The sequence below is a fragment of the Clostridioides difficile ATCC 9689 = DSM 1296 genome (assembly GCF_001077535.1).
Taxonomy (GTDB): Bacteria; Bacillota; Clostridia; order Peptostreptococcales; family Peptostreptococcaceae; genus Clostridioides; species Clostridioides difficile.
In genome coordinates this window covers 1,188,839-1,212,128 of the sequence record NZ_CP011968.1, presented here as the reverse complement: position 1 = coordinate 1,212,128, position 23,290 = coordinate 1,188,839, and the positions used below count along the sequence as shown (strand labels likewise).

26 protein-coding genes and 1 other RNA gene are annotated in these 23,290 nt (G+C 29.1%); 4 read left to right on the top strand and 23 right to left on the bottom strand.

Annotated features, from left to right (window positions below; all coding sequences use genetic code 11):
* The 5 genes from CDIF1296T_RS05915 to pdxR form a co-directional block, all read right to left on the bottom strand.
* Nucleotides 1-414 carry a PTS sugar transporter subunit IIA gene (locus tag CDIF1296T_RS05915; protein ID WP_009896035.1) on the bottom strand — a complete coding sequence of 138 codons (414 nt, stop codon included), beginning with the start codon at nucleotides 412-414 and terminating at the stop codon, nucleotides 1-3.
* Nucleotides 415-439: 25 nt separating this feature from the next.
* Nucleotides 440-1,192 carry a GntR family transcriptional regulator gene (locus tag CDIF1296T_RS05910; protein ID WP_009896033.1) on the bottom strand — a complete coding sequence of 251 codons (753 nt, stop codon included), beginning with the start codon at nucleotides 1,190-1,192 and terminating at the stop codon, nucleotides 440-442.
* A 239-nt stretch (nucleotides 1,193-1,431) separates the two neighbouring features.
* Entirely contained in the window at nucleotides 1,432-2,826 is a 1,395-nt protein-coding gene (locus CDIF1296T_RS05905) for an aminopeptidase (RefSeq protein WP_009896031.1), read from the bottom strand.
* Between the two features lie 19 nt (nucleotides 2,827-2,845).
* Nucleotides 2,846-3,055 carry a DUF896 domain-containing protein gene (locus CDIF1296T_RS05900; RefSeq protein WP_003418943.1) on the bottom strand — a complete coding sequence of 70 codons (210 nt, stop codon included), beginning with the start codon at nucleotides 3,053-3,055 and terminating at the stop codon, nucleotides 2,846-2,848.
* 28 nt (nucleotides 3,056-3,083) lie between these two features.
* Complete coding sequence (gene pdxR, locus CDIF1296T_RS05895; protein ID WP_009896029.1) at nucleotides 3,084-4,529, bottom strand: MocR-like pyridoxine biosynthesis transcription factor PdxR; 1,446 nt, start codon at nucleotides 4,527-4,529, stop codon at nucleotides 3,084-3,086.
* A 109-nt stretch (nucleotides 4,530-4,638) separates the two neighbouring features.
* Here pdxR and CDIF1296T_RS05890 point away from each other — a divergent pair, with 109 nt between their 5' ends.
* Both CDIF1296T_RS05890 and CDIF1296T_RS05885 read left to right on the top strand, forming a co-directional pair.
* Nucleotides 4,639-5,433 (top strand): histidinol-phosphatase HisJ family protein, encoded by a 795-nt coding sequence (locus CDIF1296T_RS05890; RefSeq protein WP_009896027.1) that lies wholly within the window; start codon nucleotides 4,639-4,641, stop codon nucleotides 5,431-5,433.
* A 50-nt stretch (nucleotides 5,434-5,483) separates the two neighbouring features.
* On the top strand, nucleotides 5,484-6,806 hold the full coding sequence (locus CDIF1296T_RS05885) for a polysaccharide biosynthesis protein (protein ID WP_009888874.1): 1,323 nt from the start codon (nucleotides 5,484-5,486) through the stop codon (nucleotides 6,804-6,806).
* A gap of 99 nt (nucleotides 6,807-6,905) precedes the next feature.
* Here the strand turns inward: CDIF1296T_RS05885 and CDIF1296T_RS05880 are convergent, their stop codons facing one another.
* From CDIF1296T_RS05880 to CDIF1296T_RS05870, 3 genes are all read right to left on the bottom strand, one after another.
* Complete coding sequence (locus CDIF1296T_RS05880; protein ID WP_003437985.1) at nucleotides 6,906-8,123, bottom strand: exosporium morphogenetic protein CdeC; 1,218 nt, start codon at nucleotides 8,121-8,123, stop codon at nucleotides 6,906-6,908.
* A gap of 182 nt (nucleotides 8,124-8,305) precedes the next feature.
* Nucleotides 8,306-8,486, bottom strand: a non-coding RNA gene (gene ssrS / locus CDIF1296T_RS05875) — 6S RNA.
* Between the two features lie 114 nt (nucleotides 8,487-8,600).
* Nucleotides 8,601-9,506: a hypothetical protein gene (locus CDIF1296T_RS05870; RefSeq protein ID WP_009892884.1), complete on the bottom strand. Its 906-nt coding sequence runs from the start codon at nucleotides 9,504-9,506 to the stop codon at nucleotides 8,601-8,603.
* 211 nt (nucleotides 9,507-9,717) lie between these two features.
* On the opposite strand from CDIF1296T_RS05870, the gene CDIF1296T_RS05865 reads away from it, so the two are divergent.
* Nucleotides 9,718-10,116 (top strand): hypothetical protein, encoded by a 399-nt coding sequence (locus CDIF1296T_RS05865; RefSeq protein ID WP_009896025.1) that lies wholly within the window; start codon nucleotides 9,718-9,720, stop codon nucleotides 10,114-10,116.
* Nucleotides 10,117-10,238: 122 nt separating this feature from the next.
* Here CDIF1296T_RS05865 and ccpA read toward each other — a convergent pair whose 3' ends face one another.
* From ccpA to CDIF1296T_RS05840, 5 genes are all read right to left on the bottom strand, one after another.
* Nucleotides 10,239-11,261, bottom strand: a complete 1,023-nt coding sequence (ccpA, locus tag CDIF1296T_RS05860) for a LacI family transcriptional regulator CcpA (protein WP_003428555.1) — start codon at nucleotides 11,259-11,261, stop codon at nucleotides 10,239-10,241.
* Between the two features lie 246 nt (nucleotides 11,262-11,507).
* Complete coding sequence (locus CDIF1296T_RS05855) at nucleotides 11,508-11,708, bottom strand: hypothetical protein (protein ID WP_009896024.1); 201 nt, start codon at nucleotides 11,706-11,708, stop codon at nucleotides 11,508-11,510.
* 33 nt (nucleotides 11,709-11,741) lie between these two features.
* On the bottom strand, nucleotides 11,742-11,921 hold the full coding sequence (locus CDIF1296T_RS05850; protein WP_003418911.1) for a hypothetical protein: 180 nt from the start codon (nucleotides 11,919-11,921) through the stop codon (nucleotides 11,742-11,744).
* 181 nt (nucleotides 11,922-12,102) lie between these two features.
* Nucleotides 12,103-12,309 (bottom strand): hypothetical protein, encoded by a 207-nt coding sequence (locus CDIF1296T_RS05845; protein WP_009888870.1) that lies wholly within the window; start codon nucleotides 12,307-12,309, stop codon nucleotides 12,103-12,105.
* A 47-nt stretch (nucleotides 12,310-12,356) separates the two neighbouring features.
* Nucleotides 12,357-12,782 carry a hypothetical protein gene (locus CDIF1296T_RS05840; protein WP_003428561.1) on the bottom strand — a complete coding sequence of 142 codons (426 nt, stop codon included), beginning with the start codon at nucleotides 12,780-12,782 and terminating at the stop codon, nucleotides 12,357-12,359.
* A 171-nt stretch (nucleotides 12,783-12,953) separates the two neighbouring features.
* On the opposite strand from CDIF1296T_RS05840, the gene acpP reads away from it, so the two are divergent.
* A complete protein-coding gene (gene acpP / locus CDIF1296T_RS05835) occupies nucleotides 12,954-13,181 on the top strand; it encodes an acyl carrier protein (RefSeq protein ID WP_003418905.1) in 228 nt (75 codons plus the stop codon).
* Nucleotides 13,182-13,324: 143 nt separating this feature from the next.
* On the opposite strand, the gene CDIF1296T_RS05830 is transcribed toward acpP, so the two are convergent.
* The 10 genes from CDIF1296T_RS05830 to CDIF1296T_RS05780 all read right to left on the bottom strand — a co-directional run bounded on the left by CDIF1296T_RS05830 (nucleotide 13,325) and on the right by CDIF1296T_RS05780 (nucleotide 23,264).
* A complete protein-coding gene (locus CDIF1296T_RS05830; protein WP_003437972.1) occupies nucleotides 13,325-14,329 on the bottom strand; it encodes a nucleoid-associated protein in 1,005 nt (334 codons plus the stop codon).
* A 13-nt stretch (nucleotides 14,330-14,342) separates the two neighbouring features.
* Nucleotides 14,343-15,245: an RluA family pseudouridine synthase gene (locus tag CDIF1296T_RS05825; protein ID WP_003437970.1), complete on the bottom strand. Its 903-nt coding sequence runs from the start codon at nucleotides 15,243-15,245 to the stop codon at nucleotides 14,343-14,345.
* 194 nt (nucleotides 15,246-15,439) lie between these two features.
* Nucleotides 15,440-16,615 carry an acetyl-CoA C-acetyltransferase gene (locus CDIF1296T_RS05820; protein ID WP_009888868.1) on the bottom strand — a complete coding sequence of 392 codons (1,176 nt, stop codon included), beginning with the start codon at nucleotides 16,613-16,615 and terminating at the stop codon, nucleotides 15,440-15,442.
* Between the two features lie 86 nt (nucleotides 16,616-16,701).
* A complete protein-coding gene (locus CDIF1296T_RS05815; protein ID WP_003418897.1) occupies nucleotides 16,702-17,547 on the bottom strand; it encodes a 3-hydroxybutyryl-CoA dehydrogenase in 846 nt (281 codons plus the stop codon).
* A gap of 97 nt (nucleotides 17,548-17,644) precedes the next feature.
* Entirely contained in the window at nucleotides 17,645-18,442 is a 798-nt protein-coding gene (locus tag CDIF1296T_RS05810) for an enoyl-CoA hydratase-related protein (RefSeq protein WP_003437965.1), read from the bottom strand.
* Nucleotides 18,443-18,460: 18 nt separating this feature from the next.
* Nucleotides 18,461-19,471, bottom strand: a complete 1,011-nt coding sequence (locus CDIF1296T_RS05805) for an electron transfer flavoprotein subunit alpha/FixB family protein (RefSeq protein ID WP_003428573.1) — start codon at nucleotides 19,469-19,471, stop codon at nucleotides 18,461-18,463.
* An 18-nt stretch (nucleotides 19,472-19,489) separates the two neighbouring features.
* Complete coding sequence (locus tag CDIF1296T_RS05800; RefSeq protein WP_009888867.1) at nucleotides 19,490-20,272, bottom strand: electron transfer flavoprotein subunit beta/FixA family protein; 783 nt, start codon at nucleotides 20,270-20,272, stop codon at nucleotides 19,490-19,492.
* A 58-nt stretch (nucleotides 20,273-20,330) separates the two neighbouring features.
* Nucleotides 20,331-21,467, bottom strand: a complete 1,137-nt coding sequence (locus CDIF1296T_RS05795) for an acyl-CoA dehydrogenase (protein WP_003418888.1) — start codon at nucleotides 21,465-21,467, stop codon at nucleotides 20,331-20,333.
* A 708-nt stretch (nucleotides 21,468-22,175) separates the two neighbouring features.
* Nucleotides 22,176-22,643, bottom strand: coding sequence for a YbaK/EbsC family protein (locus tag CDIF1296T_RS05790; RefSeq protein ID WP_003437963.1), 468 nt, complete (start codon nucleotides 22,641-22,643; stop codon nucleotides 22,176-22,178).
* Between the two features lie 78 nt (nucleotides 22,644-22,721).
* Nucleotides 22,722-23,264, bottom strand: a complete 543-nt coding sequence (locus CDIF1296T_RS05780; RefSeq protein ID WP_003437961.1) for a hypothetical protein — start codon at nucleotides 23,262-23,264, stop codon at nucleotides 22,722-22,724.
* Nucleotides 23,265-23,290 lie beyond the last annotated feature (26 nt).

Genomic DNA, 23,290 nt, shown 5'->3' with positions numbered 1-23,290 from the left:
CTAAAATACCTCTTCTTCTTCTTTAATTTGTAATGTCACGCTTTGTATCCCTCTTCTAGATTCTTCCACTAATTGGTCTATATCTTCAACTGTTAATTCATCAGAAAACCTTGTAAGAAGTTCTAATACCATATTCAAATTCATTCCAGAAAATAACCTAACATTATGTAGATTAGTTAATCTTAACATTGCTGTACATACACTTGCTCCATATAAGTCAGATAAAATTATATATTCACATTCTTTATCTTCTGATATTGTTTTTTCTAATTCTAAAGCAAAATCTGAAGCACTTTGTCCAGGGTACAAACCATACGAACTGACACAATCTGCTAAATCTCCTACTATCATTTTTACTGCATTTAAAAGCCCTTTTGAAAAGTCTCCATGAGATGCTAATATTATCTTTTTCATACTCATCCTCCTACTAAATTATAGATTATATTTCTGCTGATACTGCATATTTGTACTTATCACTTCTTATAAATTGCTCATTGTAATATAAGACATCATTATTTTCTGTATACACCGATTGTCTTACTTTCAATAGTGGCATATTACTTGCACATTTAAGATGGTCAGAATATTCTTTGTTTGAATGTTTTACTTCAAATATATTTTCTACTCGTTTAGGTAATGTGCTTATATTATTAGATATAACCTCCATTAAAGATTTATCTTCTAATTCTTCTTTTAATAAAAACATGTAATCTATTCTAAAATAGTCAACTTCAAAAATAACAGGTACTTCATCTATTAATCTAAGTCTTTTAATACATATTACCTTCTCTTCTAGTTCAATACTTAAAGCTTCAGCTACTTGCTTATCTGCTTTTTTTATTAAAACAGAGATTATTTTGGTACTTGGTTTTGCATTAATACGATGACAAGAATTAGTAAAACTATTTCCTGCACATGTTGCTTCTATTCTCTCTGGTATTGTTACATAAGTCCCTTTACCACGTTTTTTACATAATATATCTTCTTTTACAAGTTCATTAAGTGCATTTCTCACAGTTATACGACTTATATTAAATTCTTTACATAAGTCTCCTTCAGATGGAAGTTTATCTCCTGGTTTATATATGCCAGATGCTATTTGTTTTTTTATGTTGTCATATAGTTGTTGATATAAAGGAACAAAGGAATTTACTTCTAAATCCATTTCTTTTTTTTGTCTCTTTTCATCCATTTTGCTCACCTCCCTATGTAACATTTTTATAACATTATATAACAAGTTCTTTATTACATATTATAACAAGATGAAATCGTTGTCAATTTTTTTTTAAATAATTTTTAATTTGACAGTATTTTCTTTTATTTTCTCTAGTGTGACAAATTGCTATTTTTACATAAAAATAAGACTGTTGTACAACAGATTAAATTGTTTATACAACAGCCTTTATTCACTTATTACATTTATATTTTTACTTATAAATTTATATTAAAAAATGCCTTATATCCCTTATACATTTCATATATGTCTACTTTAGAGACAATCTCATGTGGTGCATGCATATTTAAAACTCCAACACCACAGTCTATAACCTCTGCACCTTGATTTGCCAATATATGGGCTATAGTTCCGCCTCCTCCTTGGTCTACTTTTCCAAGTTCAGCAGTTTGCCATATTACATTTCCTTTATTAAAAATTCCCTTTACTTCTGACATAAATTCAGCATTAGCATCATTACATCCACTCTTTCCTCTTGAACCTGTATACTTAGTTAAAACTACTCCATTTCCCATATATGCCGAATTTCTCTTTTCATATGCTTCTCCAAAATTTGGGTCATATCCAGCAGAAACATCAGCTGATAATACCTTACTATTTGCTAAAGCTCTTCTTACTTTAATATCACAATAATCTCCTTCTAAAGCAATCAGTTCAGCCACAGTATTTTCAAAAAACTTTGAGTGCATACCTGTATTCCCTTTAGAACCAATTTCTTCTTTATCTACACATAATGCAACTGAAGTAAATTCTGGTTGTTCAGTTTCTAGTATAGCTTTTACAGCAGCATATGAACATACCCTATCATCATGCCCATATCCCAACACCATAGACCTATCAAGCCCTAAATCTCTAGCCTTACCAGCTGGAACTACTTCAATTTCAGCACTTAATAAATCTTCTTCAACTATATTGTATTTCTCATTTAAAATCTTTAATATATTTGCTGTTATAGGTTCTTTTTCTTCATCTTCTAAAGGAATATTCCCAATTAATATATTTAAAGCTTCTCCACTAATTCCTTCTGATAGTTTCTTTTGCATTTGGTCTCCAGCCAAATGAATCAATAAATCAGTTACACAAAATACTGGGTCACTATCTTCTTCCCCAATAGATATGTCCACTTTTGTTCCATCATTTAATATAACTATACCATGTAAAGCAAGTGGAATAGCCGTCCATTGGTATTTTTTTATTCCACCATAATAATGAGTCTTAAAAAAACCTAGATTACTCTCTTGATACAGTGGATTTGGTTTTAAATCTAATCTTGGTGAATCTATATGGCTTCCTATAATCTTCATACCTTTTTCTATATAATTTTTACCTATTACAAAAAGTGCTACTGCCTTCTCTTTATTTATGACATAAATCTTATCACCACAACTTATGCTTCCTTTTTCCATAGCTTCATCTATTGAAATATAGTTATTTTCTTTAGCCAATTTTATAATTTCTTTTACTGAAAGTCTTTCAGTCTTTGACTTACTTAAAAACTCCATATAATTGCGAGAATATTGCATAATTTGTTCAATAGTATTTTCTTTTCTTTCAAAATCCCAAGCATTCTTAAATTCGTACTTTAAGTTCATATTTTCCTCCTACTAAGTTCTAATTTTTATTGTTTTTCATGTATTGCTCATATTCTTCTGGTGAAACTACTTTGACACTATCTAGTCTTGATCTAAAGTGGGCTCTAAAGTTTTCTAAATATTCTTTCCTTAAAATTTCTCTTTCTTTGATTTCATCAGCAGAAAGGATTCCCTCTTTATTTTTCTTTGCTAATTCATTAATCCTATCTAATTTCTTCTTGTCAAACATTTTTTCCTCCTAAAAAACCTCTATTTATTTAATAAAATAATTTATTGCTTTTTATATCTAACTTGTTTTTATATTCACAAAAAAACTCATCTATATTATCACTTATTATAGATATTCCCTTTTCTAGTTCTTCCATGCTTGGACGAGCTATATTTATCCTAAAGAATCTATCATCCACTAGATTGTCAAAAAAATAAGTCCCTGGAAGCATTGACACTCCTTTGTTTAACATAAAATTTGTAAATGCTTGAGATGTATATCCTCTTGGTAATTCTAAAAAAAAGTTTATTCCTCCACAAGATTTTCTAACTTTTAATTTACCACTCAATTTGTCATTAATCAAGTTTTTTGCCAATTTATACTTATCAGTATATATCTTCTCTATATGACTCAAATAATTCTTCCAATCAAAATTATTCATATAGTAATACATTGATTTTTGAATTAAACCTGGTGTTGATATATCTGATGAATATTTAGCCCATAAAACTTTTTTTAACAACTCATTTGGCATTTCTACAATTCCTATCCTAAGACCTGGCATAAGTATTTTTGAAAAGCTTTTTATATATACTACTCTATTTTTATCATCATAACTTCTAATTGTTCTATTGTCCTTTGATTCAAAAACAAAATCACTTATAAAATCATCTTCTATTATATAAAAATCATGTTCTTCTGCCAATTCTATCAATTTCTTTTTTTTATATGTTGAGTAAGATATTCCAGTTGGATTTTGAAAATTAGGCATAATGTATATAAGTCTTGGTTTTATTTTTTCCAACTTTAATTTTAAAATACCTATATCAATTCCATCATCTAACATAGGTATAGATATTATTTTTGCACCTCTACTTTTAAACACTTCAATTGCTCCATTGTAAGAAGGTTCTTCCATAAAAACAACATCTGAATAACTTATAAGTCCTTTACAAACTATATCTATACCTTGTTGAGCACCTGATATTATTTGAATATTTTCCTTAGTAGTTTTTATATTTCCATCACTTAGATACTCTACCATTTTTTCTCTTAATTCTTCAGAGCCAAGACCTTCATCATATTCAAATATTGAACTACCATCTTTAGATAATGCCATATTTACAGCATTTTTAAATGAATCGATAGGAAACATATCATTAGATGGATTCCCATTGTCAAAATGAATTAAATCTTCTCTTTGCACAATAATCTTATTTTTCCTGTTATCTATACCGCTTTTATAAGAATTTAAACTTGATACAAAAGTACCACTCCCTATAATTTTATATACATATCCTTCATTTTCTAAAAGCTCGTATACCTTAACTATAGTAGTGTTATTTACTTGTAAAAAATTTGATAGTTTTCTTATTGGAGGCAATTTTTCATGTTCTACTAACTCTTTATTTATTATCAATTCTTTTATATGATTAAATATCTGTATATATTTAGTTGATTTTTTCTCATTTAAATCTATTCTGTATTTTTCCAAATTTATCACCGCTCATTGTATTTATATTTTATTGATGCTTTTATGTATATTTGATATTATTTAGTATGTATATATAATACCAAAATTTTTATAAAAAGGGGAAATATTTATGTTTTACGACTATCACATGCACTCAAGTTTCTCTACAGACGGAAAATCTACAATGGAAGAAATGGTAAAAAAATCTATTGAACTCGGTTTGGAGGAAATTTGTTTCACAGACCATGTTGACTATGATGTATATGCTGATGATTCTTTTTCAATTGTCTATGAAGATTATTTTAAGAGTTTAGAGACTCTTCAAAGCAAATATAAAGATAAAATATCAATAAAAAAAGGAATTGAATTTGGAGTTCAAACTCAATTAATGGATACATACAAAAAGGAAGCACATCAATATCCATTGGACTTTATAATATGTTCTATCCATGCTATAGATACAATGGACTTATACCTTGGTAATTATTTTAAAGATAAAACTCAACATGAAGTTTATGAAAATTACTATCTTTATTTATATAATATTGTTAAGAATTATAAAGATTACTCTGTCTTAGGTCATTTAGATTTGATTAAAAGGTATGCACCTTATGACACTATTTTAGATGATAGACTATTTTCTGATATAATTGAAGAAACTCTTAAACAAGCTATTTATGATGGCAAAGGTATCGAGATAAATACCTCTTGTTATAGATATAATCTTCCAGACCTAACCCCATCTAAGTATATACTTCAAATGTATAAAGACTTGGGAGGGGAAATCATAACCACAGGTTCAGATTCACATCATATAAGTCAAGTTGCATGTGAGTTTGACTACATATATTCATTACTAAAAAATATGGGATTTAAATATGTATCTAAATTTAATAAATTGAAACCAGAATTTATAAAATTATAAATTTTTACACCTCCTTGTGAATATATTTAAAAGATAAGGAGGTGATTTTTTTGAAAGTACCTTATTTAGTACTATCAACAGTTATTTTATTTATATCCAATTTTATTGTAAGAATATTTGGTTTTTTATATAAAATATTCTTATCAAGAGCACTAGGTGAAACAGGTTTAGGTATCTATCATATGATTTTTAACTTTTTGATGATTTGCTTAGCTGTTACAACAACAGGTATACCTACTGCACTTAGTTGTCTAGTTGCAAAGAGAAAAGCTTTAAACGATAGACACAATACTAATGCTTTATTTATATCAACTTTATATATATCATTTTTCGTAGCACTAATTATATCTATAGTTGCATCTTTCAATAGTTCTTTTTTATCACTTAAATTTTTAAAAGATGCTAAATTAAATCTATTTATACTAGCTGTTTGTCCTGCTATAGTTATAATAACTCTTTCAAACGTACTAAGAGGATATTACTATGGCATAAAGAATGTAAAAATCCCTGCTATTGGACAAATCATTGAACAAATTGGTAAAATATTATTTGTTTTTTTACTTGTTATGTACATAAATAATAAATCTATGAATTGTTATATAGCTCTATTAGGTATATCAATTGGTGAGTTGAGTAATATTATATTTATGCTTATTTGCTTATGGCGAGATTCATCATTTGACAATAGGTATATTATAAGCATAAAAGATTTTTATAATTCTTCTATGGAAACATTAAAAATGTCTATTCCCATAACTTGTAATAGAATGTCAAACATACTTTTGCAATCTATAAGTTCTATGATGATACCATCAAGATTAGCATTATCAGGAATGACTTATCAACAATCTTTAAGTATGTATGGTATTGTCAGTGGGATGGTAATGCCTTTTATATTTTTACCTTTTACTGTTGGTTCAGCGCTTATTGTAAATTTAATACCAACTATTTCACAGGAAATGGCTCTAAGAAAGCGTAAGAGTGTAATTAAAAAAATCAAATACTCCATACTTCTTACTTTATTTGTAGGCATACTATCATCAATATTTTTTTATTTCTTTGGAAAAGATTTATGTATATTAGTATTTAAAAATACACTTGCAGGAGAATATCTAAAAGCTATGTTTTTAGTTCCACTATTTATGTCCCTAAATCAAACTCTATCTGGCATTTTACATTCAATAAGAAAAGAATTAGCTTCAAGTATAAATACTATTACTGGCATGTTAATTCAACTAATAGCTTTATATGTATTTCTTCCAATTCCAGGACTTAATATTTATGCATACATATACACAATGACGATAGTATCAATCTTTACTTGTCTATTACATACTATAGTGCTTTTTAAATCACTAAAATCTATACGCTAGTTATAAAAACGTGAAGGCTACCAATGTAAATTATACACTTTGGTAGCCTTCCTTAGATGATTTTTATTTATAATTTAAACTGTCTATATATCTACCTATCTATCTGTGGCAACTTGGCTTTCCACTTCCATGATTAGGTCCACATTGCGAAAAATCACATACTTTAGAGAAAGTATCAACAAGTCTTGGTTGGATTGGATTTGGTGATGCTAAAACTACTATTTGTTCACTTATTAATGTGCTAACTGTTTCTTGTAAGCAAAGTACTAAATCTATATCATTTGGTATAATTAATTCATAGAAAGGTTCACAACATTCGTTGCATTCTAATTTTAATATAGATTTTCCTATACAATCTACAGTTAAGTTAGTTTGATATTCTTGTCTTAAAGTAACAGCTCTTCCGTCAGCTGGCAAGCATATTGGTGCTGAAAGTGTGTTAAAAGTAAATTCTACATAATCAACTCTTCTCTTACATCCACCTCCTGCTCTAACTGCTGGGAAAGCTAATGCAACGAACTCTGTACATCCACATCTACCTCTTAGCTCTAGTACTAAATTACGAACTGCTACAGTTAATCCTCTTTGTTTATAAGCTACTGATTTGCCTTTTCCTTGTCTACAGCACTCAGAGTTTCTTTCTCCACAAACTGCAAATTCAAAAGTTGTTTCACAGTTTCTTCCTACTATATCTCCTAATGGGTCTAAATCGAAATCTTCTAAAGTTGTCATTCCTGTGTCTATAACGATTCCATCATTACTTAAGCATATTTTTTCTATAGTTACACTTGCTTGACCTGCACTTGGAACTGAACCAAATACTTCTACTACTTCTGTTTCAAAAGTTAATGGCTCTCCATTTGGTCCTGTTGCATCTGTAAATGTTTGGAATTGCATAGTATCAAATATTCTATTAGCCTCTATTGCAAATGGCACTGCATTTGATACAGAGAAGTTTCTTGGAGATATAGGATTACAGCATTCTGGTCCACATTTGTTTTCAAAACATTCATCTGAATCCATTTCACATGGTTCACAATCACATTTACAATTGTCATGGCATCCACAATTGTCATCACATGGATTAGGTTTGCATGGATTGCATGGGTTAGGTTTACATGGATTACATGGGTTGCATGGATTGCAATCATCATGGCACTCACACTTATTATCAGTATTACATCCATTATGATGGTGTGATTTTTTAAAACCTCTCATGTCTTCTGAATTTATTTCATCTGTATACACTTCTTCTTCATTCATTGTAGACATTGGCTGATTCATCATTCTTCTTTTATTTTTTTTATAATCTTGCATTTTTCATTGCCCTCCCTGTAAGCGATTCTTATTAAGTCTTTGGCTTTTTGAAGCCTAATTAATACTATGCTTTTATAATCTTAATTGTTACTTGCTTTTTGAATTTATCAATAATTAGGCGTATTTAGTAGAAAAATGCATATTAATAAAAAAAGTACTACTATTTGAAATAGTAGCACTTTTTTTGTCCCGAAACACCGGTGGCTAAGTAAATTCACACCCTAGGCACTCCCAGGTGGGTGACTTGCCAGTAACCTTTAACGTCCAAACTAACTAGGCATGTTATAATTTACCAGACACGGTCTCCCGTATTTCATTTGTAGGTTGAATTTAAAAAAGCCTTATCGTATGTTTCAGGATTTCATATTATTATTATATAATAAATTTTGAATTTTTTAAAGTGGTTTTATATAGTAATTGAGATAATCTTATTCTATCATTACTTTTTCTTCCTTTTTTCTTTATGTATTTAGTTAATTATCGTTTTTTCTTAGCTCTAGTTTTAGTATTTTTTTCATTATAATTGTATTCGGATTCTTGCTCATTAATGTTGTATAGTTCCTCATCGTATACTATATCTTCATCATTTTCTATATTTTCATAGCCTGTGTTCTTATCTTCTACTAATTCATCTTCATTATCCTCCATTTCACCTTCATCTGTTAACTCATCATCATCCAATTCTTTGTCTTCACAATCTAATTCTTCGTCTTCATAATTTAACTCATCATTATTGTCTTCATCATCATTATTACTATCATCACCTCTTAAAAGACTTCCTAACAATTTGAGATTATTCATACTACCAAGATTGTTTATATTTGCCAAAGAGCTCAAACTAAATCCACCTTCACCAAAGTCATCTGGTAAAAATAATTCTGCAAATAAATCTATCTTCTTTTTCATTCCTATAGCTTTTTCAACTGAATTTTTTCTTTTTTCTGGGAATACATCTATAATTTCCTTTATCATCATATTCTTTTTATCATCACTATCCATTTTTCTGAAAAAATCCGTTTCATCTTCTGTATCTACCATATCTATATTATTTAATTTTTTTATTCCTCTAACTAAATCTAAAACACTTTCTATTTTTATTAGTATTTTTCTTTCATCTCTTGACATGTATTTTTTAGTTCTTGTTATTATTTCCATTCCCATTTCTAAATCTTCTTCACTTAAATCCATGAGCCTTAAACCTCTTTTTATATCATTTGCATCAAACCTTAAATTGCCATGTGTAGACTGTGAAAGTTTATCATTTGCATTTTTTTTGTTTTTTCTAACTCTATTATTTCCTTTTGATTTATTTTTATCATCAAATATAGAGATATTACCATTACTCAATGCAATCACTCCAATCAAAAATAGTAAGTTATTCAAGACAATTCCCCCTTATATTATATAATTGCCCTATATTAAAGTATGTTTTTCATATTTTAATGTTCCATTTTTAAAGCTCAGTGCATATATATTATCTATAAGAATTTTTATTTATATTATATATCACTCACAATTCACCACTTCAATATTATTTCTATATATAAATAGTATGAATATAATTCAATATATATTTATAGAAAGGGGTTTTTTTATGAAAAAATTAGATACAGAGTCATTAGAAAAAATGGCTAAACAAAAAAATATTGACAAGGATAAAATAGAAAAGATGGCTGATAGTTACAAAGGAAAATCAGAAAATGAACTTATGGAGGAACTTATAAAAATAGGTAAGAACCTAGATGGCAGAGATGAAGTAGTATCAAAATTCAAAGCATTTTTAGATGAAAATCAACGCAAAAAACTGGATAATATAATGGAAAAAATCTCAGACGCAGAAAACCAAAGAGATACTAAACCAGCTAAAACTAAGAAGGCTAAACCTACTAAAGGTAAGTCAAATTCACCTGCGCCAAAAAATACACCAGGTAGTCAACAAAAAAAATCTAAAAGTTTATTTAAGAAAACTAAAAAGTCTAACCCTCATGAATAGATAAAAATAAACTATTTAAGTAATTAGATAATTATTTTTAGTTAATCTATTATTAAATTTGATATTATTGACATAAAAAATCAGGTAGTGCCTTAGGCACTACCTGATTGACTTTAATAGTTTTATTTTTTTCTTTCTGTGACACTTTCTCTATCAACAATTCTATAAGGTAATTCTATTTTCTTATTTTCAATTAATTCCTTATTTATTAATTTTATAACCATTCTTATTGCTACTGCTCCCATATCGTATAGAGGTTGATATACTGTAGTAAGTTTAGGTCTATACATTCTAGCTATCTTAACATCATTAAATCCTGCAACAGATATGTCTTCTGGAACCTTATATCCAGCATCACATATAGCATTTATAGCACCTATGGCAGCCTCATCACCTGTTACAAAAGCCGCATGAGGTATTATTCCATCATCTAATAGTTCTTTCATACTATTGTATCCACTCTCATAATCAGTTCCACCATACTTAATCAAACTCTTGTCTAATTCTATATTGTTATTTGAAAGTGCTTTCTCATAACCAGCAAGTCTTTCCATTTCTAAAACAGTATCATCTTTACTCGTCATTATAAAAGCTATCTTTTCATGACCTTTCTTTATAAGATGCTCTGTCATATCAAAAGTAGCTTCTTCGTTGCTAGTACTTACTGTATATATATCATAATTTCTAGCAGTTTTACTTATATATGTCGCTGGTATTCCACAATTTTGTATATAGTTGATATGTTCTTGTTCAACTATCCATGAAATCATAACTATACCTTCCACTTGTTTTGCTCTCAATAGATTTATACTCTTAAGTTCTTGTTCCTTATCAGAGTATGTATTCGCTAAAAGAATATCATAGTCATACATTTTAGCAACCTCTTCTATCCCATTTAACACCTCATTAACAAAAGAATCTGAAACTTCTGGAACTATTACCCCTATTAATTGACTCTTCTTTGTTACTAAGCTTCTAGCAAGTGGATTTGGTATATATCCAGTCTCTTTTATAACCTCTAAAACTTTTTGTTTGACTTCATCAGTTACAGGTTTTGAATCATTTATAACTCTAGATACAGTAGATATTGACACTCCTGCTTGTTTAGCAACATCTTTTATCGTTATATTGCCTTTCATCTTCATCCTCCTTATTTTACTAAATTTATCTAAAACTGAACCAAATTTTTGAAGGTTCCTATTTTAACTACATTTATATAAGTTTTTATTTTACCATAAAAGCAAGTACATTTAAATACATTATATTTTATATTATACCCTATATTCAACAAATTTAATAATATTCATTCTTAATTTAAATCATATTAAAAAATAAAATAAAAAAATGCTGGTATAAAATACCAGCATTTTTTTATTCTAATGATTTAAGTATTAGCAGCCGCAACCTACTTCACCATCAAAGAATCCACCACATGAACAAGTTATTAGCAATAATATTAAGAAAGGTATCCATGACATTATGTCAATGTCTCTCCAGCAATCTTCAAAAGCTAAGAATAGGAAGAATAGTACTATTATCCACCATCCTCCTCCACCAAAGCCTCCTTCTTCTCCAAAAAATCTATCTAACATAACAAAGCCCTCCTTTTTTTAATAACTGTGTTCTTATTCTAAGCATCCACCACAGCAGCAAAGTATTAATAAAACTATTAGGAATGGTATCCATGCCATTATGTCAAATTCTGCCCAGCTATCTCCAAAAGCTAAGAATAGGAAGAATAGTACTATTATCCACCATCCTCCTCCACCAAAACATCCTTCTTCTCCAAAGAATCTATCTAACATTATACGTTACCTCCTGTTGATATTTTGTTGAGCTTTTCGCTCCTAACATATACTATGCATTTGGTTTCCATTTTGCTAATGTATTTTTACTATTTTTTTAAATTTTTTAATTTGAACTAAAAAAGGTAAAACCATAACTTGTATAAGTTACTGGTTTTACCTATTTAATAATCAATATTTTTTAGCAACAACAACCATCATCGAAGTTAAATAATAACAATACTATTAATATAACCCATATCCATATATTGTCATCGCATAATAAGTCTTCTAAAATGTCTGTGCATAATAGTAAGAATACTATAACTATTATTATCAACATTTTATTCCCAAAAAATCCTTCGCATCCTCCAAAGAAACGTTCCATATTGTCTTCTAATTTTGTCATAACTAATCCTCCTTGAATCATTAAGAGACTAAGTTTTGTCTCTTTAATTAAATATATGTAGTAATAGACAGATAAGTTACTTCTAAAAAGTTTTTATTGATTAGTTTATTTATTTCTTTTTCACCAAGTTTATTGTATCTATCAACTTCATCCAGATAATCTTTTTTCTCCTCTGATATAGTATAGATTAAACTTTCTATTGATTTTATTTTGTACTCCTTATATCTTTCTATCAAGAAGGATGTTTTTGAATTTTCTATTCCTTTCTTTACATGCATTAACCTTGATATGTAGTCTTCTTTTTCATTAGATACATAACTCTCCTTTTCAGCTACATCTTCAAGGATTAAATTGGTCTCCATTACATAATCCTCTATACGTTGCATATCTAAAGTTATTGAATTATAATAAAAATTTACTGCTATAAGTAAAAACATTCCTACTGAAGTTAGTAATAGTCCTACATATTTCATAGCATTTCCTCCTAAGTTATATTTGTTATCAATAAAGTTTATTCATCAAATAATACTTTATTACTACATTTATAAAATTTTATTATTTTTTATAGATTCCATATTGAAAAATTCTTGATATTATATTAAACTAACATTAAAATTAATTAAAACTGCTTTAGGAGGCTTAAAATGTTTGAGAAAATAAAAGAAATAATAGCAGAACAATTAGGGGTAGACAATTTAGATGAGATAACTATGGAAGCATCTTTAATGGACGACTTAGAAGCTGATTCATTAGATGCTGTTGAAATTATAATGGCCCTTGAAGATGAATTTGGAATAGAAATACCAGACGAGGAAGCTGAGAACTTTAAATGTATTGGTGATATATGTAAATATATCGAAGAAAACAAATAGTATCGTTTTGTCTACAAATATAAATAGTCTGTGTAAACTTCTACATAATAAATTATATTAGAGTTCGCACAGACTAGATTACATTTATTTACAATATATAAAATACACGCTCTTATATTTAATTTATATACTAAGTATATAAATTACTTTTCTTCATAAAATGTAACATTCTTTATTATTATATCTATAGTTCCATCTTGATTTTGTTTTACAGTATACTTCATTGGGTCTTCAAAATCAGTTAGATTCCCTTTTATGTCAAAACCATTATCCGTTTTTATACTTCTTTTTTTAAGCTTTTTCTCAACCCATTTTTTATCTATACTAAAACTTTCATCAAGACCTTTTTCTTCCATATGCTCTTTAAAGCTATCCTTTAACTCATCATCTTTAATTGAATTATCAACAAAGTCATTTATATCAACTTCATGTTTTTCCTTCAGTGTATAATTTAATATACTTCTTACATCTTCAGCTTGCTTTATATCATTACTAAGAGCATTGGTTATCCAATTTTCAGCTGTATTTTTAAATACCTTGGTCTTGTACTTATCATCATCTATTTTTTTAGCATTTAAAAATTCTGTTACAAACTTAGATTCTGACCCTTCTTTTTCAGCATCCTTATCTAAAAGCCTTAGATGAAACTCATCATTTATACCACTTAGACTAATCAAAGCTCCTTGCTTTTGTCTTAAAGTCTCTGGGATACCAATTTCATTTGAAACCATTTGAATATTAAATTTATCATCCACAAATTCAATTGAATGAGTGTACAACTTTTTATAATCTAATTTCAGTATTGCTACACTCTTTTCATCTTTAATAGTATATAAGCAAATTGCCAAATCACAAGATTCTAGTGCAGCATTAATTTTCATAACATCAAACAAGTAAGATGCAATTTCTTTAGAATTTTTCAAAAAAGTACTTTCATCATATATTATTTGTTCACAACAGTTTTTAATTAAATTGTCATTATAATCTTTAAAAACACCTTTTCTTAAATCCTCATCTTTTGCAATTCTTTTTATAGCTTTCTGGAAAAAACCATCCACTTCTTGATTAACTTTGCCTTCAAAGTCATTTAATATTGGAACATCACTATTTTTGTCCAAAACATGTATTATAAATTTATGTATTATCATATATATCACCCCATTATCTTAATTTCGATATTAACTCTTTCATATCCTCTGGTATATCTGCTTTAAATTTCAATTTTTCTTTTGTTCTTGGTTGTTCAAACTCTAACTTATATGCATGAAGTGCTTGCCTATTTATTAGCTCTTCATCTACATAACCATACAACTCATCACCTATTATTCCATGACCTATATGAGCCATATGTACTCTTATTTGATGTGTTCTACCAGTTTCTAAGCTTACTTCTAATACAGTTGCATTTTCTAGTCTTTCTATTACTTTATAGTGAGTAACAGATGACTGTCCTCTTTCATCTATTATCCTCTTTATTGAATCTTCTGTAGGTCTATAAATTGGCTCATCTATAGTTCCCTCATTTTCTTTTATAATTCCATCAACTACTGTTATATACTTTTTTTCAACTTTATTTTCACTCATTGCTGTAGACAAAGTATGATGTGCATAAGCATTTTTTGCTACTATAACTAACCCTGAAGTATTCATATCTAACCTATTTACAAATCTTATTTTTACATTTTCTTTTTGATTATCTATATAGTAACTAATACCATTTGCTATTGTTTTATCATAGTGGCTTTTTGTTGGGTGAACTACCATAAACGGAGGTTTATTCACCATAATTATATCAAAATCATCATAAATTATCTGTAAATTTAAATCTTGAGGTTCAAAATTTGCTTTTTCCTCGTCTATTTTTACTTCTATTAAATCACCACTATACACCTTTAAACTTGGTTTTTTATATACTCCATTTACTAAAACACTCTTTTCCCTCTTCATTTTTGATAATGACCTAACTGAGAAATTTAGCTTGTCCAATAAAACTTCTTTTAAAGTCATTTCTTCTTCATTTGTATACGATATAAGATTATATCTTTGATTCTCTTTTTTAAACAAACTTTTACCTACTTTCTTTTATATCTTCCTACTTTTTATATCTTCAAAATCATGATATTATATATTTTACACTATTTTTGTTTAATAGATAATAATTATTTTTAACTATAAAAACCTGTAAGAATAACAAATAGTTATTCTTACAGGTTAAATTCATAATTAAATATTTAATTTGTAAATATTATAATCTAAAACTATCTCTTAACTATTAAAGTAGTTCCCATTCCACCGCCTATACAAAGTGTAGCAAGACCAGTTTTAGCATCTCTTCTCTTCATTTCATATAAAAGTGTAGTAAGTATTCTTGCTCCTGAGCATCCTATTGGATGTCCTATAGCTATTGCTCCACCATTAACATTAACTTTATTCATATCTATATTTAAGTCTCTTATTACAGCTACAGATTGGGCAGCAAATGCCTCATTAGCTTCAACTAAATCTATATCTTCAATAGTCATATTAGCAGCTTCTAAAGCTTTTTTAGTTGCTGGAACTGGTCCATATCCCATTATTTTAGGGTCAACACCAGCTGTTCCATAAGAAACTATAGTTGCAAGAGGCTCTATTCCTAGTTCTTCAGCTTTTTCTTTAGCCATTACTACTAGCATAGCAGCACCATCATTTATTCCTGATGCATTACCAGCAGTAACTGTTCCATCTTTTTTAAATGCAGGTCTTAACTTAGCAAGTTTCTCCATTGTAGTGCCAGGCTTAATATATTCATCTTTATCTACTACAGTGTCACCTTTTCTTCCTTTTATAACAACAGGAACTATTTCTTCATCAAATTTTCCTTCAGCTTGAGCTTTTTCAGCTTTATTTTGACTTGCAAGAGCTAATTCATCTTGTTCTTCTCTAGTTATATTCCATTGCTCTGCTATGTTTTCAGCAGTAATACCCATGTGATAGTTATTAAATATGTCTGATAATCCATCTTTTATCATTGAATCAACAAAAGCAGCATCACCCATTCTTGCACCATATCTCGCACTTGGTACTAAATAAGGAGACATACTCATGTTTTCAGCTCCACCAACTAACATTATATCAGCATCACCTAATGCTATAAGTTGAGATGCCATTGAAACAGATCTTAATCCAGAACCACAAACTATATTTATAGTCATAGCTGGTTTTTCTACTGGTATTCCTGCTCCTAATGCTATTTGTCTTGCTATATTTTGTCCAAGACCTGCTGTAAGTACTCCCCCTAAAAGAGATTCATCTATCATATCTGGAGTTATGTTAGCTCTTTTTATAGCTTCTTTAGCTGCTGTTACCCCTAACTCTACCGCTGAAACTGATTTAAATGCTCCTCCAAAACTTCCTACTGCTGTTCTAGCTGCACTGGCAATTACTACTTCTCTCATATTCATTACCCCCATTAAATTAGATTTTTCATATATCCGAAATTGTTTTTTAAACAATTTTATTTAAACTTTTAATTCCCAAATTCTTATTTATTATAATCATAGAATCCTATCTTAGTTTTTCTTCCTAATTGATTAGCTCTAACCATTTTAGCTAAAAGTGGATGAGGTCTATATTTAGTATCTCCAAATTCAGTATATAAAACGTTCATTATAGCTAAAACAACATCTAATCCGATTAAATCACCTAATGCTAGTGGTCCCATTGGATGGTTTGCTCCTAATTTCATAGCTTCATCTATTTCTTCTTTACTTGCAACACCATCTGCATATATACCAACAGCTTCATTTATCATAGGTATAAGTATTCTATTTACTACAAATCCAGGAGATTCAGATACATCTACTGGTACTTTATTGATACTCTTAGATAATTCAAATACTGTATCAAAAGTAACTTTTGATGTTAACTGACCACTTATAACTTCAACTAATTTCATCATAGGAACTGGATTAAAGAAATGCATTCCTATAACTTTATCTGGTCTCTTAGTAGAAGAAGCTATTTCTGTTATAGATAATGATGAAGTATTTGTTGCCAAGATAGTATCTTCTTTACATAATTCATCTAGTAACTTGAAAACATCTTTCTTTATATTCATGTCTTCTACAGATGCTTCTATTATTAAATCCATATCTTTTAAATCTTCATAATTAGTAGTTGAACTAACATGACTTAATATTTCTGCTTTTGTAGCTTCATCCATTTTTCCCTTAGTAACTAACTTAGTTAAATTTTTATCTAATAAAGCTAAACATTTATCTATAGCACCTTGAGTTCTACTCTTTAAACATACATCATGTCCACAACTTGCAAAAGTTTGTACAATACCACTTCCCATAGTTCCACTACCTATTACAGCTAATTTCATAGTTATAACCTCCTGTTATTTTAGTATTTATATTCTGTTAACTAGATTAAAATACTATTTAATCTAGTTAACAGCAAATATATTTTTAATTAGATTTTTACCCTTTTATAAAGTTAGCTTCTCTCTTTTCAACGAAAGCTGACATTCCTTCTTTTTGGTCTTTAGTTGAAAAACAAAGACCAAATAAATTAGATTCTATATCTATTCCAGTATTTATATCAGTTTGAGCACCAAGTTGTATTGCTTCTTTAGAGTATCTAACTGCAAGCTGAGCATTTTTAGCTATTATCTTAGCTAATTTCTCAACTTCTTCTATTAAAATGTCTGGCTCAACGACTCTATTTACTAGCCCTATTTTTTCAGCTTCATCAGCTTTTATAACTTGACCTGTAAAGATTAATTCTTTTGCTTTTGCCATTCCAACCAATCTTGTAAGCCTTTGAGTTCCTCCATATCCTGGAGTTATTCCAAGAGTTACTTCTGGCTGACCAAATTTAGCTTTAGCAGATGCAATTCTTATATCACATGCCATTGCAAGTTCACATCCTCCACCTAAAGCAAATCCGTTTACAGCAGCTATCACTACTTTTTTACTATTTTCTATTTCTCCAAAAGCTTTTGCTCCTAAGATACTAAAATCTTTAGCAGCTACAGCATCTAAATCTTTCATGTATGCAATATCTGCTCCAGCTACAAATGCCTTTCCTTCCCCTGTCAATATTACAACATCAATAGTTTCATCATTATTAATATCTACAAATACTTCATAAAGTTCTTCTAAAGTCTTTGAATTTATTGCATTAAGGGCTTTAGGTCTATTCATTTTCACTGTACATATATTTCCATCTACTTCAACAGCTACATTCTCATAAACTTTAACATCACTTGTACTCATAATACCCTCCCCAAGAAATTAGTTAGCTAAAACTTCACCTTTTTCTTTTGCAACACTTAACTGACTGATAAGTTCTGGAAGCACTTTATGAACATCTCCAACTATACCAACATCAGCATATTTAAATATTGGAGCTTCTGGATTTTTATTTATAGCAACTATAAACTCAGCATCTTCCATACCAGCTATATGTTGTATTGCTCCAGATATACCACATGCTATATAAAGGTCTGGTCTTACAGTTTTACCAGTTTGACCAACTTGTCTTGCTTTATCTAACCAACCTGCATCTATAGTGGCACGAGAACCAGAAACTTCTCCACCTATAATTTCAGCTAATTCATAAAGTATGTCTAAGTTTTCTTTTCCACCCATTCCACGTCCAGCAGAAACTAATATCTTAGCATCTTCTATTTTAACTTGTTTTTTAGCTTCTTTTATTACTTGTACAACTTGAACTAATTTATCAGCATCATTAAATTCTACCTTGAAACGGTTAATTACAGCTTCTTTAGTTTCATCAGGTTCATTTTTCTTCATAACCCCTGGTCTAACTGTAGACATTTGAGGTCTGAAATCTTTACAAACTATTGTTGCCATTATATTTCCACCAAAGGCAGGTCTTGTCATTAATAATAATTTTGTATCTTCAGCTACTGCAAGACCTGTACAGTCAGCAGTAAGACCTGTATGTATTCTAGCAGAAACTCTAGGCGCTAAATCTCTACCTATTGAAGTTGCACCAAATAATACAACTATAGGGTCAGCTGCTTTTATTGCTTCATAAGCTGCTTTTGTATATGGTTCAGTTGTATACACTGCTAAAGCTTCATCATCTACTACTATTACCTCATCTGCACCATAGTGTGCTAATGTATCTATTAAACCTTCTACCTTACTACCTAAAAGTAATGCAGAAACTTTTGTATCATAATCTTTTGCTATTTCTGTAGCCTTTCCTAGTAATTCTAAAGAAACAGTTTGAATTACATTTTCTCTTTGTTCTATTACTACTAAAACGTTACCCATTCTTTATCCCCCCTTAAATTATATGATATACTTCTCTTTTAATTTATCTATGATAATTCCAGCTGATGTTTTCGCATCTTCATTGTATATTGTACCAGCTGGTTTAACTGATTTTGTAAATGATTTAAATACACTAGTTGGAGAACCTTTAAGACCTAAATTAGAAGGGTCAACTTCTATATCTTTTACAGTCCATGTTTCTACTACATCATTTTCGAAAGCATCATATATTCTTCCAACTTTCATGTATCTTGGTGTGTTCATATCTTTAAGAGTTGTTATAAGGCATGGCATTTTAACTTTTAAGTCATGGCAACAATCTTCAAATTGTCTTTTTACTAATACATATTCACCTTCAGTTTTTATTTCTTCAGCATATGTTATTGATGGAAGATTTAAATGTTCAGCTATTTGAGGTCCAACTTGTGCAGTATCTCCATCTATCGCCTGTCTTCCAGCTATTATAATATCAAAATCTATATTTTTTAATGCTCCTGCTAATGCTGATGAAGTTGCCCAAGTATCAGCACCTGCAAATGCTCTATCTGTTAATAATATACCTCTATCTGCACCCATTGCTAAAGCTTCTTTTAAAGCCATATCTGCTTGAGGAGGTCCCATTGTTATAACAGTTACATGAGCACCCATTTCTTCTTTTAATTTTATAGCTTCTTCTAAACCTGCTTTATCATCAGGGTTTATTATACTTGGTACTCCATCTCTAATTAAAGTACCTGTATTAGGATCTAGTTTAACTTCTGTTGTATCTGGAACTTGTTTTATACAAACGACTATATTCATAAATCCTTCCTCCATATCTATTTTAATATCGACCTATTGTGTATATTTTAATATTTATCTATTTTAATAGTTTTCCTGAAATAACCATTCTTTGAACTTCACTAGTTCCTTCATATATTTCAGTTATCTTAGCATCTCTCATCATTCTTTCTACTGGATAGTCACGAGTGTATCCATATCCTCCATGAAGTTGTACAGCTTTTGTAGTAACTTCCATAGCTGTTTCAGCTGCAAATAATTTTGCCATTGCTGCTTCTACTCCATAAGGTTTTCCTAAGTCTTTATTTATAGCTGCTTGATATACAAGGTGTCTAGCCGCTTGTACCTTAACTTCCATATCAGCTAATTGGAATTGTGTATTTTGGAATTTTGATAATGGTCTACCAAATTGTACTCTTTCTTTTACATATTTAACAGTTTCATCAAGAGCACCTTGTGCTAAACCTAAAGCTTGTGCAGCTATACCAATTCTACCACCATCAAGAGTAGACATTGCTATCTTAAATCCTTGACCTTCTTTTCCAAGTAAATTTTCTTTAGGTATTCTGCAATCCTCAAATATTAATTCACTCGTAGCTGAACCTCTTATACCCATTTTCTTTTCTTTAACTCCAAAGCTAAACCCAGGAGTTCCTTTTTCAACTATAAATGCTGATATTCCTTTGTTCCCCTTAGATTTATCAGTCATTGCCATTACTACATATATGTCACCAGCTATTGCGTTTGTTATAAATATTTTTGAGCCATTAAGTATGTATTCATCCCCGTCTAAAACAGCAGTTGTTTGTTGGCCAGACGCATCTGTACCAGCATTAGGCTCAGTAAGACCAAATGCTCCTAATTTTTCTCCACTTGCTAGTGGTCTTAAGAATTTTTGTTTTTGTTCTTCATTACCATATTGATATATAGGCCATGAGCCAAGAGATGTATGAGCTGATAATATAACTCCTGTAGTACCACAAACTCTAGACAATTCTTCAACTGCCATTATATATCCTACAGTGTCTCCACCTTCTCCACCATATTCTTTTGGATATGGTATACCCATCATTCCTGCTTTTGCCATTTTTTCCACTGTTTCATAAGGAAATCTTTCTTCTTCATCAAGTTCTGTTGCTAAAGGTTTAACTTCATTTTCAGCGAAGCTTACATATAGCTCTTTAAGCATCTGATATTTTTTAGAATTTAAATCCATAATAGCCTCCTCAGTATTTTATAAATATTTTATTTTCATTTATTAATTAAAATCTCGGCAACATCTATAATAAGGTATTTGAATATACGTCGAGAAATTTATAACCTTAATCAAACTACGCTCTATATTTATATGTGATTATACTAACCAATTATGACATTAATTTAATCATAAATTGTTAATTTAAAATCAACTATACTTAAAAAAAATCTCGCTTTTTGGAATTTTGTGAAATTTCAAGTTAGAATAAGATTTCTTTCACACTGGTTAGAGATAAAATAATTTGTTTACGATATTTATATTAGGGTATATTAAACATTAAATATTGTCTGTACATCTGTTTTTTAGCCATGTACAGAAGATTTTTATCGTATAAAAATTATTTTAATAGAGCTAAATAATCATATTTTTATCTGACTATTTTTTATTTTTAAATATCTTACATCTATAATAGTATCACTCAAAGGATAATTTTTCAATAATTTCTAATTATTTTTTTAACAATATTTATTACATTTTTTCCACTTTTTTGTCATTTTTTTATTGTTTCGAAAAAAAATCAGAATTTTTTAACTTTATTTTGGATTATTAGTTTAAATTAGATTTTCCTCTTAGATTTATAAATATTTACACAAAAAAACTACCTCTGTATAGATTGTATACAGAGGTAGTTTTTTACTAATTCCTACTATAGTTTACTATATTTTTTTACCAATTCTTACAAACATCTACCCATTTTTCACACTTAGAAAACTTCTCCATTTCTTCACATGTAAGTTCTATTGCAGAGTTACTACTGCCACATGCAGGAAATACTGTATCAAATCTTTTCATTGAATCATCTAAATAGACTTTTATAGAATTTTTTAAACCAAATGGACAGACTCCACCAATAGCATGTCCAGTAAACTCCAAGACTTCTTCTGGTGTCAACATTTTAGCCTTACAATTAAATTCAGCCTTATACTTCTTATTATCAATCTTAGCATCACCAGCTGTCACAATTAAAATTGCATCATCTCCTATTTTAAATGAGAGTGTCTTAGCTATTCTTGCTGGAATAACCCCAGCTGCTTCAGCTGCAAGTTCCACAGTAGCACTAGATTGTTCAAATTCTAAGATACTGTCTTCCTTGCCAAATTGTTTAAAATACTCTCTTACATTACTTATTGACATTAAATACCCCTCCTAGTCTGAACTTTTATAAATTTCATATTATTCTTAATTATATCTATAATTGATTTATTTTTCAAATTATTCCATAATATTAGCATTCCATGTATCATTATTTTTTCCAACTACTAGATAAAGTCCTTTTGCCATTGGAATATTGACAATATATTCTCCTTTATACTCTACACTCATACCAGATTCATTAAAGTACCTATAATCAAAATTTAGTCCTTTTGGAATTACAAAATCAACATAACCTTGATTATTTGGTTTTATTCCATATTTCAGAGTTCTTTCAGTTATAGAATTTTTTTCATTAAATAAATCTACATTTACATATGCAGAACACTTATTCATTCCCTTTTTATTTTCCACACAATTTTCAAACTTCATTTTAGCACTGTTTAATTTATAACTATATTTACTATTATTGCTTATTTTAAATCTTACAATAGTACCAACATCTCTACTTCTCCTGCTATCAAAATCAAAAACAATTTCCTCTAAATGATTTATTTCATAATCTTTGACACTTACCATATCTCTATATACTAATTTATTTATAGCTATGAATAGTGTAAAAATCCCCAAAATAAAAAATGAAACTTTTATAAACTTCTTCATTTTTAGTCTCCTTATATTTTGTGCTA

Excerpts from the sequence above, each read along its gene's own strand:
- CDIF1296T_RS05915 (WP_009896035.1), bottom strand. The coding sequence starts at position 414 with ATGAAAAAGATAATATTAGCATCTCATGGAGACTTTTCAAAAGGGCTT.
- CDIF1296T_RS05910 (WP_009896033.1), bottom strand. The coding sequence starts at position 1,192 with ATGGATGAAAAGAGACAAAAAAAAGAAATGGATTTAGAAGTAAATTCC.
- CDIF1296T_RS05905 (WP_009896031.1), bottom strand. The coding sequence starts at position 2,826 with ATGAACTTAAAGTACGAATTTAAGAATGCTTGGGATTTTGAAAGAAAA.
- CDIF1296T_RS05900 (WP_003418943.1), bottom strand. The coding sequence starts at position 3,055 with ATGTTTGACAAGAAGAAATTAGATAGGATTAATGAATTAGCAAAGAAA.
- CDIF1296T_RS05890 (WP_009896027.1), top strand. The coding sequence starts at position 4,639 with ATGTTTTACGACTATCACATGCACTCAAGTTTCTCTACAGACGGAAAA.
- CDIF1296T_RS05880 (WP_003437985.1), bottom strand. The coding sequence starts at position 8,123 with ATGCAAGATTATAAAAAAAATAAAAGAAGAATGATGAATCAGCCAATG.
- CDIF1296T_RS05865 (WP_009896025.1), top strand. The coding sequence starts at position 9,718 with ATGAAAAAATTAGATACAGAGTCATTAGAAAAAATGGCTAAACAAAAA.
- ccpA (WP_003428555.1), bottom strand. The coding sequence starts at position 11,261 with ATGAAGATGAAAGGCAATATAACGATAAAAGATGTTGCTAAACAAGCA.
- CDIF1296T_RS05855 (WP_009896024.1), bottom strand. The coding sequence starts at position 11,708 with ATGTTAGATAGATTTTTTGGAGAAGAAGGAGGCTTTGGTGGAGGAGGA.
- CDIF1296T_RS05850 (WP_003418911.1), bottom strand. The coding sequence starts at position 11,921 with ATGTTAGATAGATTCTTTGGAGAAGAAGGATGTTTTGGTGGAGGAGGA.
- CDIF1296T_RS05845 (WP_009888870.1), bottom strand. The coding sequence starts at position 12,309 with ATGACAAAATTAGAAGACAATATGGAACGTTTCTTTGGAGGATGCGAA.
- CDIF1296T_RS05840 (WP_003428561.1), bottom strand. The coding sequence starts at position 12,782 with ATGAAATATGTAGGACTATTACTAACTTCAGTAGGAATGTTTTTACTT.
- acpP (WP_003418905.1), top strand. The coding sequence starts at position 12,954 with ATGTTTGAGAAAATAAAAGAAATAATAGCAGAACAATTAGGGGTAGAC.
- CDIF1296T_RS05830 (WP_003437972.1), bottom strand. The coding sequence starts at position 14,329 with ATGATAATACATAAATTTATAATACATGTTTTGGACAAAAATAGTGAT.
- CDIF1296T_RS05820 (WP_009888868.1), bottom strand. The coding sequence starts at position 16,615 with ATGAGAGAAGTAGTAATTGCCAGTGCAGCTAGAACAGCAGTAGGAAGT.
- CDIF1296T_RS05815 (WP_003418897.1), bottom strand. The coding sequence starts at position 17,547 with ATGAAATTAGCTGTAATAGGTAGTGGAACTATGGGAAGTGGTATTGTA.
- CDIF1296T_RS05810 (WP_003437965.1), bottom strand. The coding sequence starts at position 18,442 with ATGAGTACAAGTGATGTTAAAGTTTATGAGAATGTAGCTGTTGAAGTA.
- CDIF1296T_RS05805 (WP_003428573.1), bottom strand. The coding sequence starts at position 19,471 with ATGGGTAACGTTTTAGTAGTAATAGAACAAAGAGAAAATGTAATTCAA.
- CDIF1296T_RS05800 (WP_009888867.1), bottom strand. The coding sequence starts at position 20,272 with ATGAATATAGTCGTTTGTATAAAACAAGTTCCAGATACAACAGAAGTT.
- CDIF1296T_RS05795 (WP_003418888.1), bottom strand. The coding sequence starts at position 21,467 with ATGGATTTAAATTCTAAAAAATATCAGATGCTTAAAGAGCTATATGTA.
- CDIF1296T_RS05790 (WP_003437963.1), bottom strand. The coding sequence starts at position 22,643 with ATGTCAATAAGTAATGTAAGAGAGTATTTTAAACAATTTGGCAAGGAA.
- CDIF1296T_RS05780 (WP_003437961.1), bottom strand. The coding sequence starts at position 23,264 with ATGAAGAAGTTTATAAAAGTTTCATTTTTTATTTTGGGGATTTTTACA.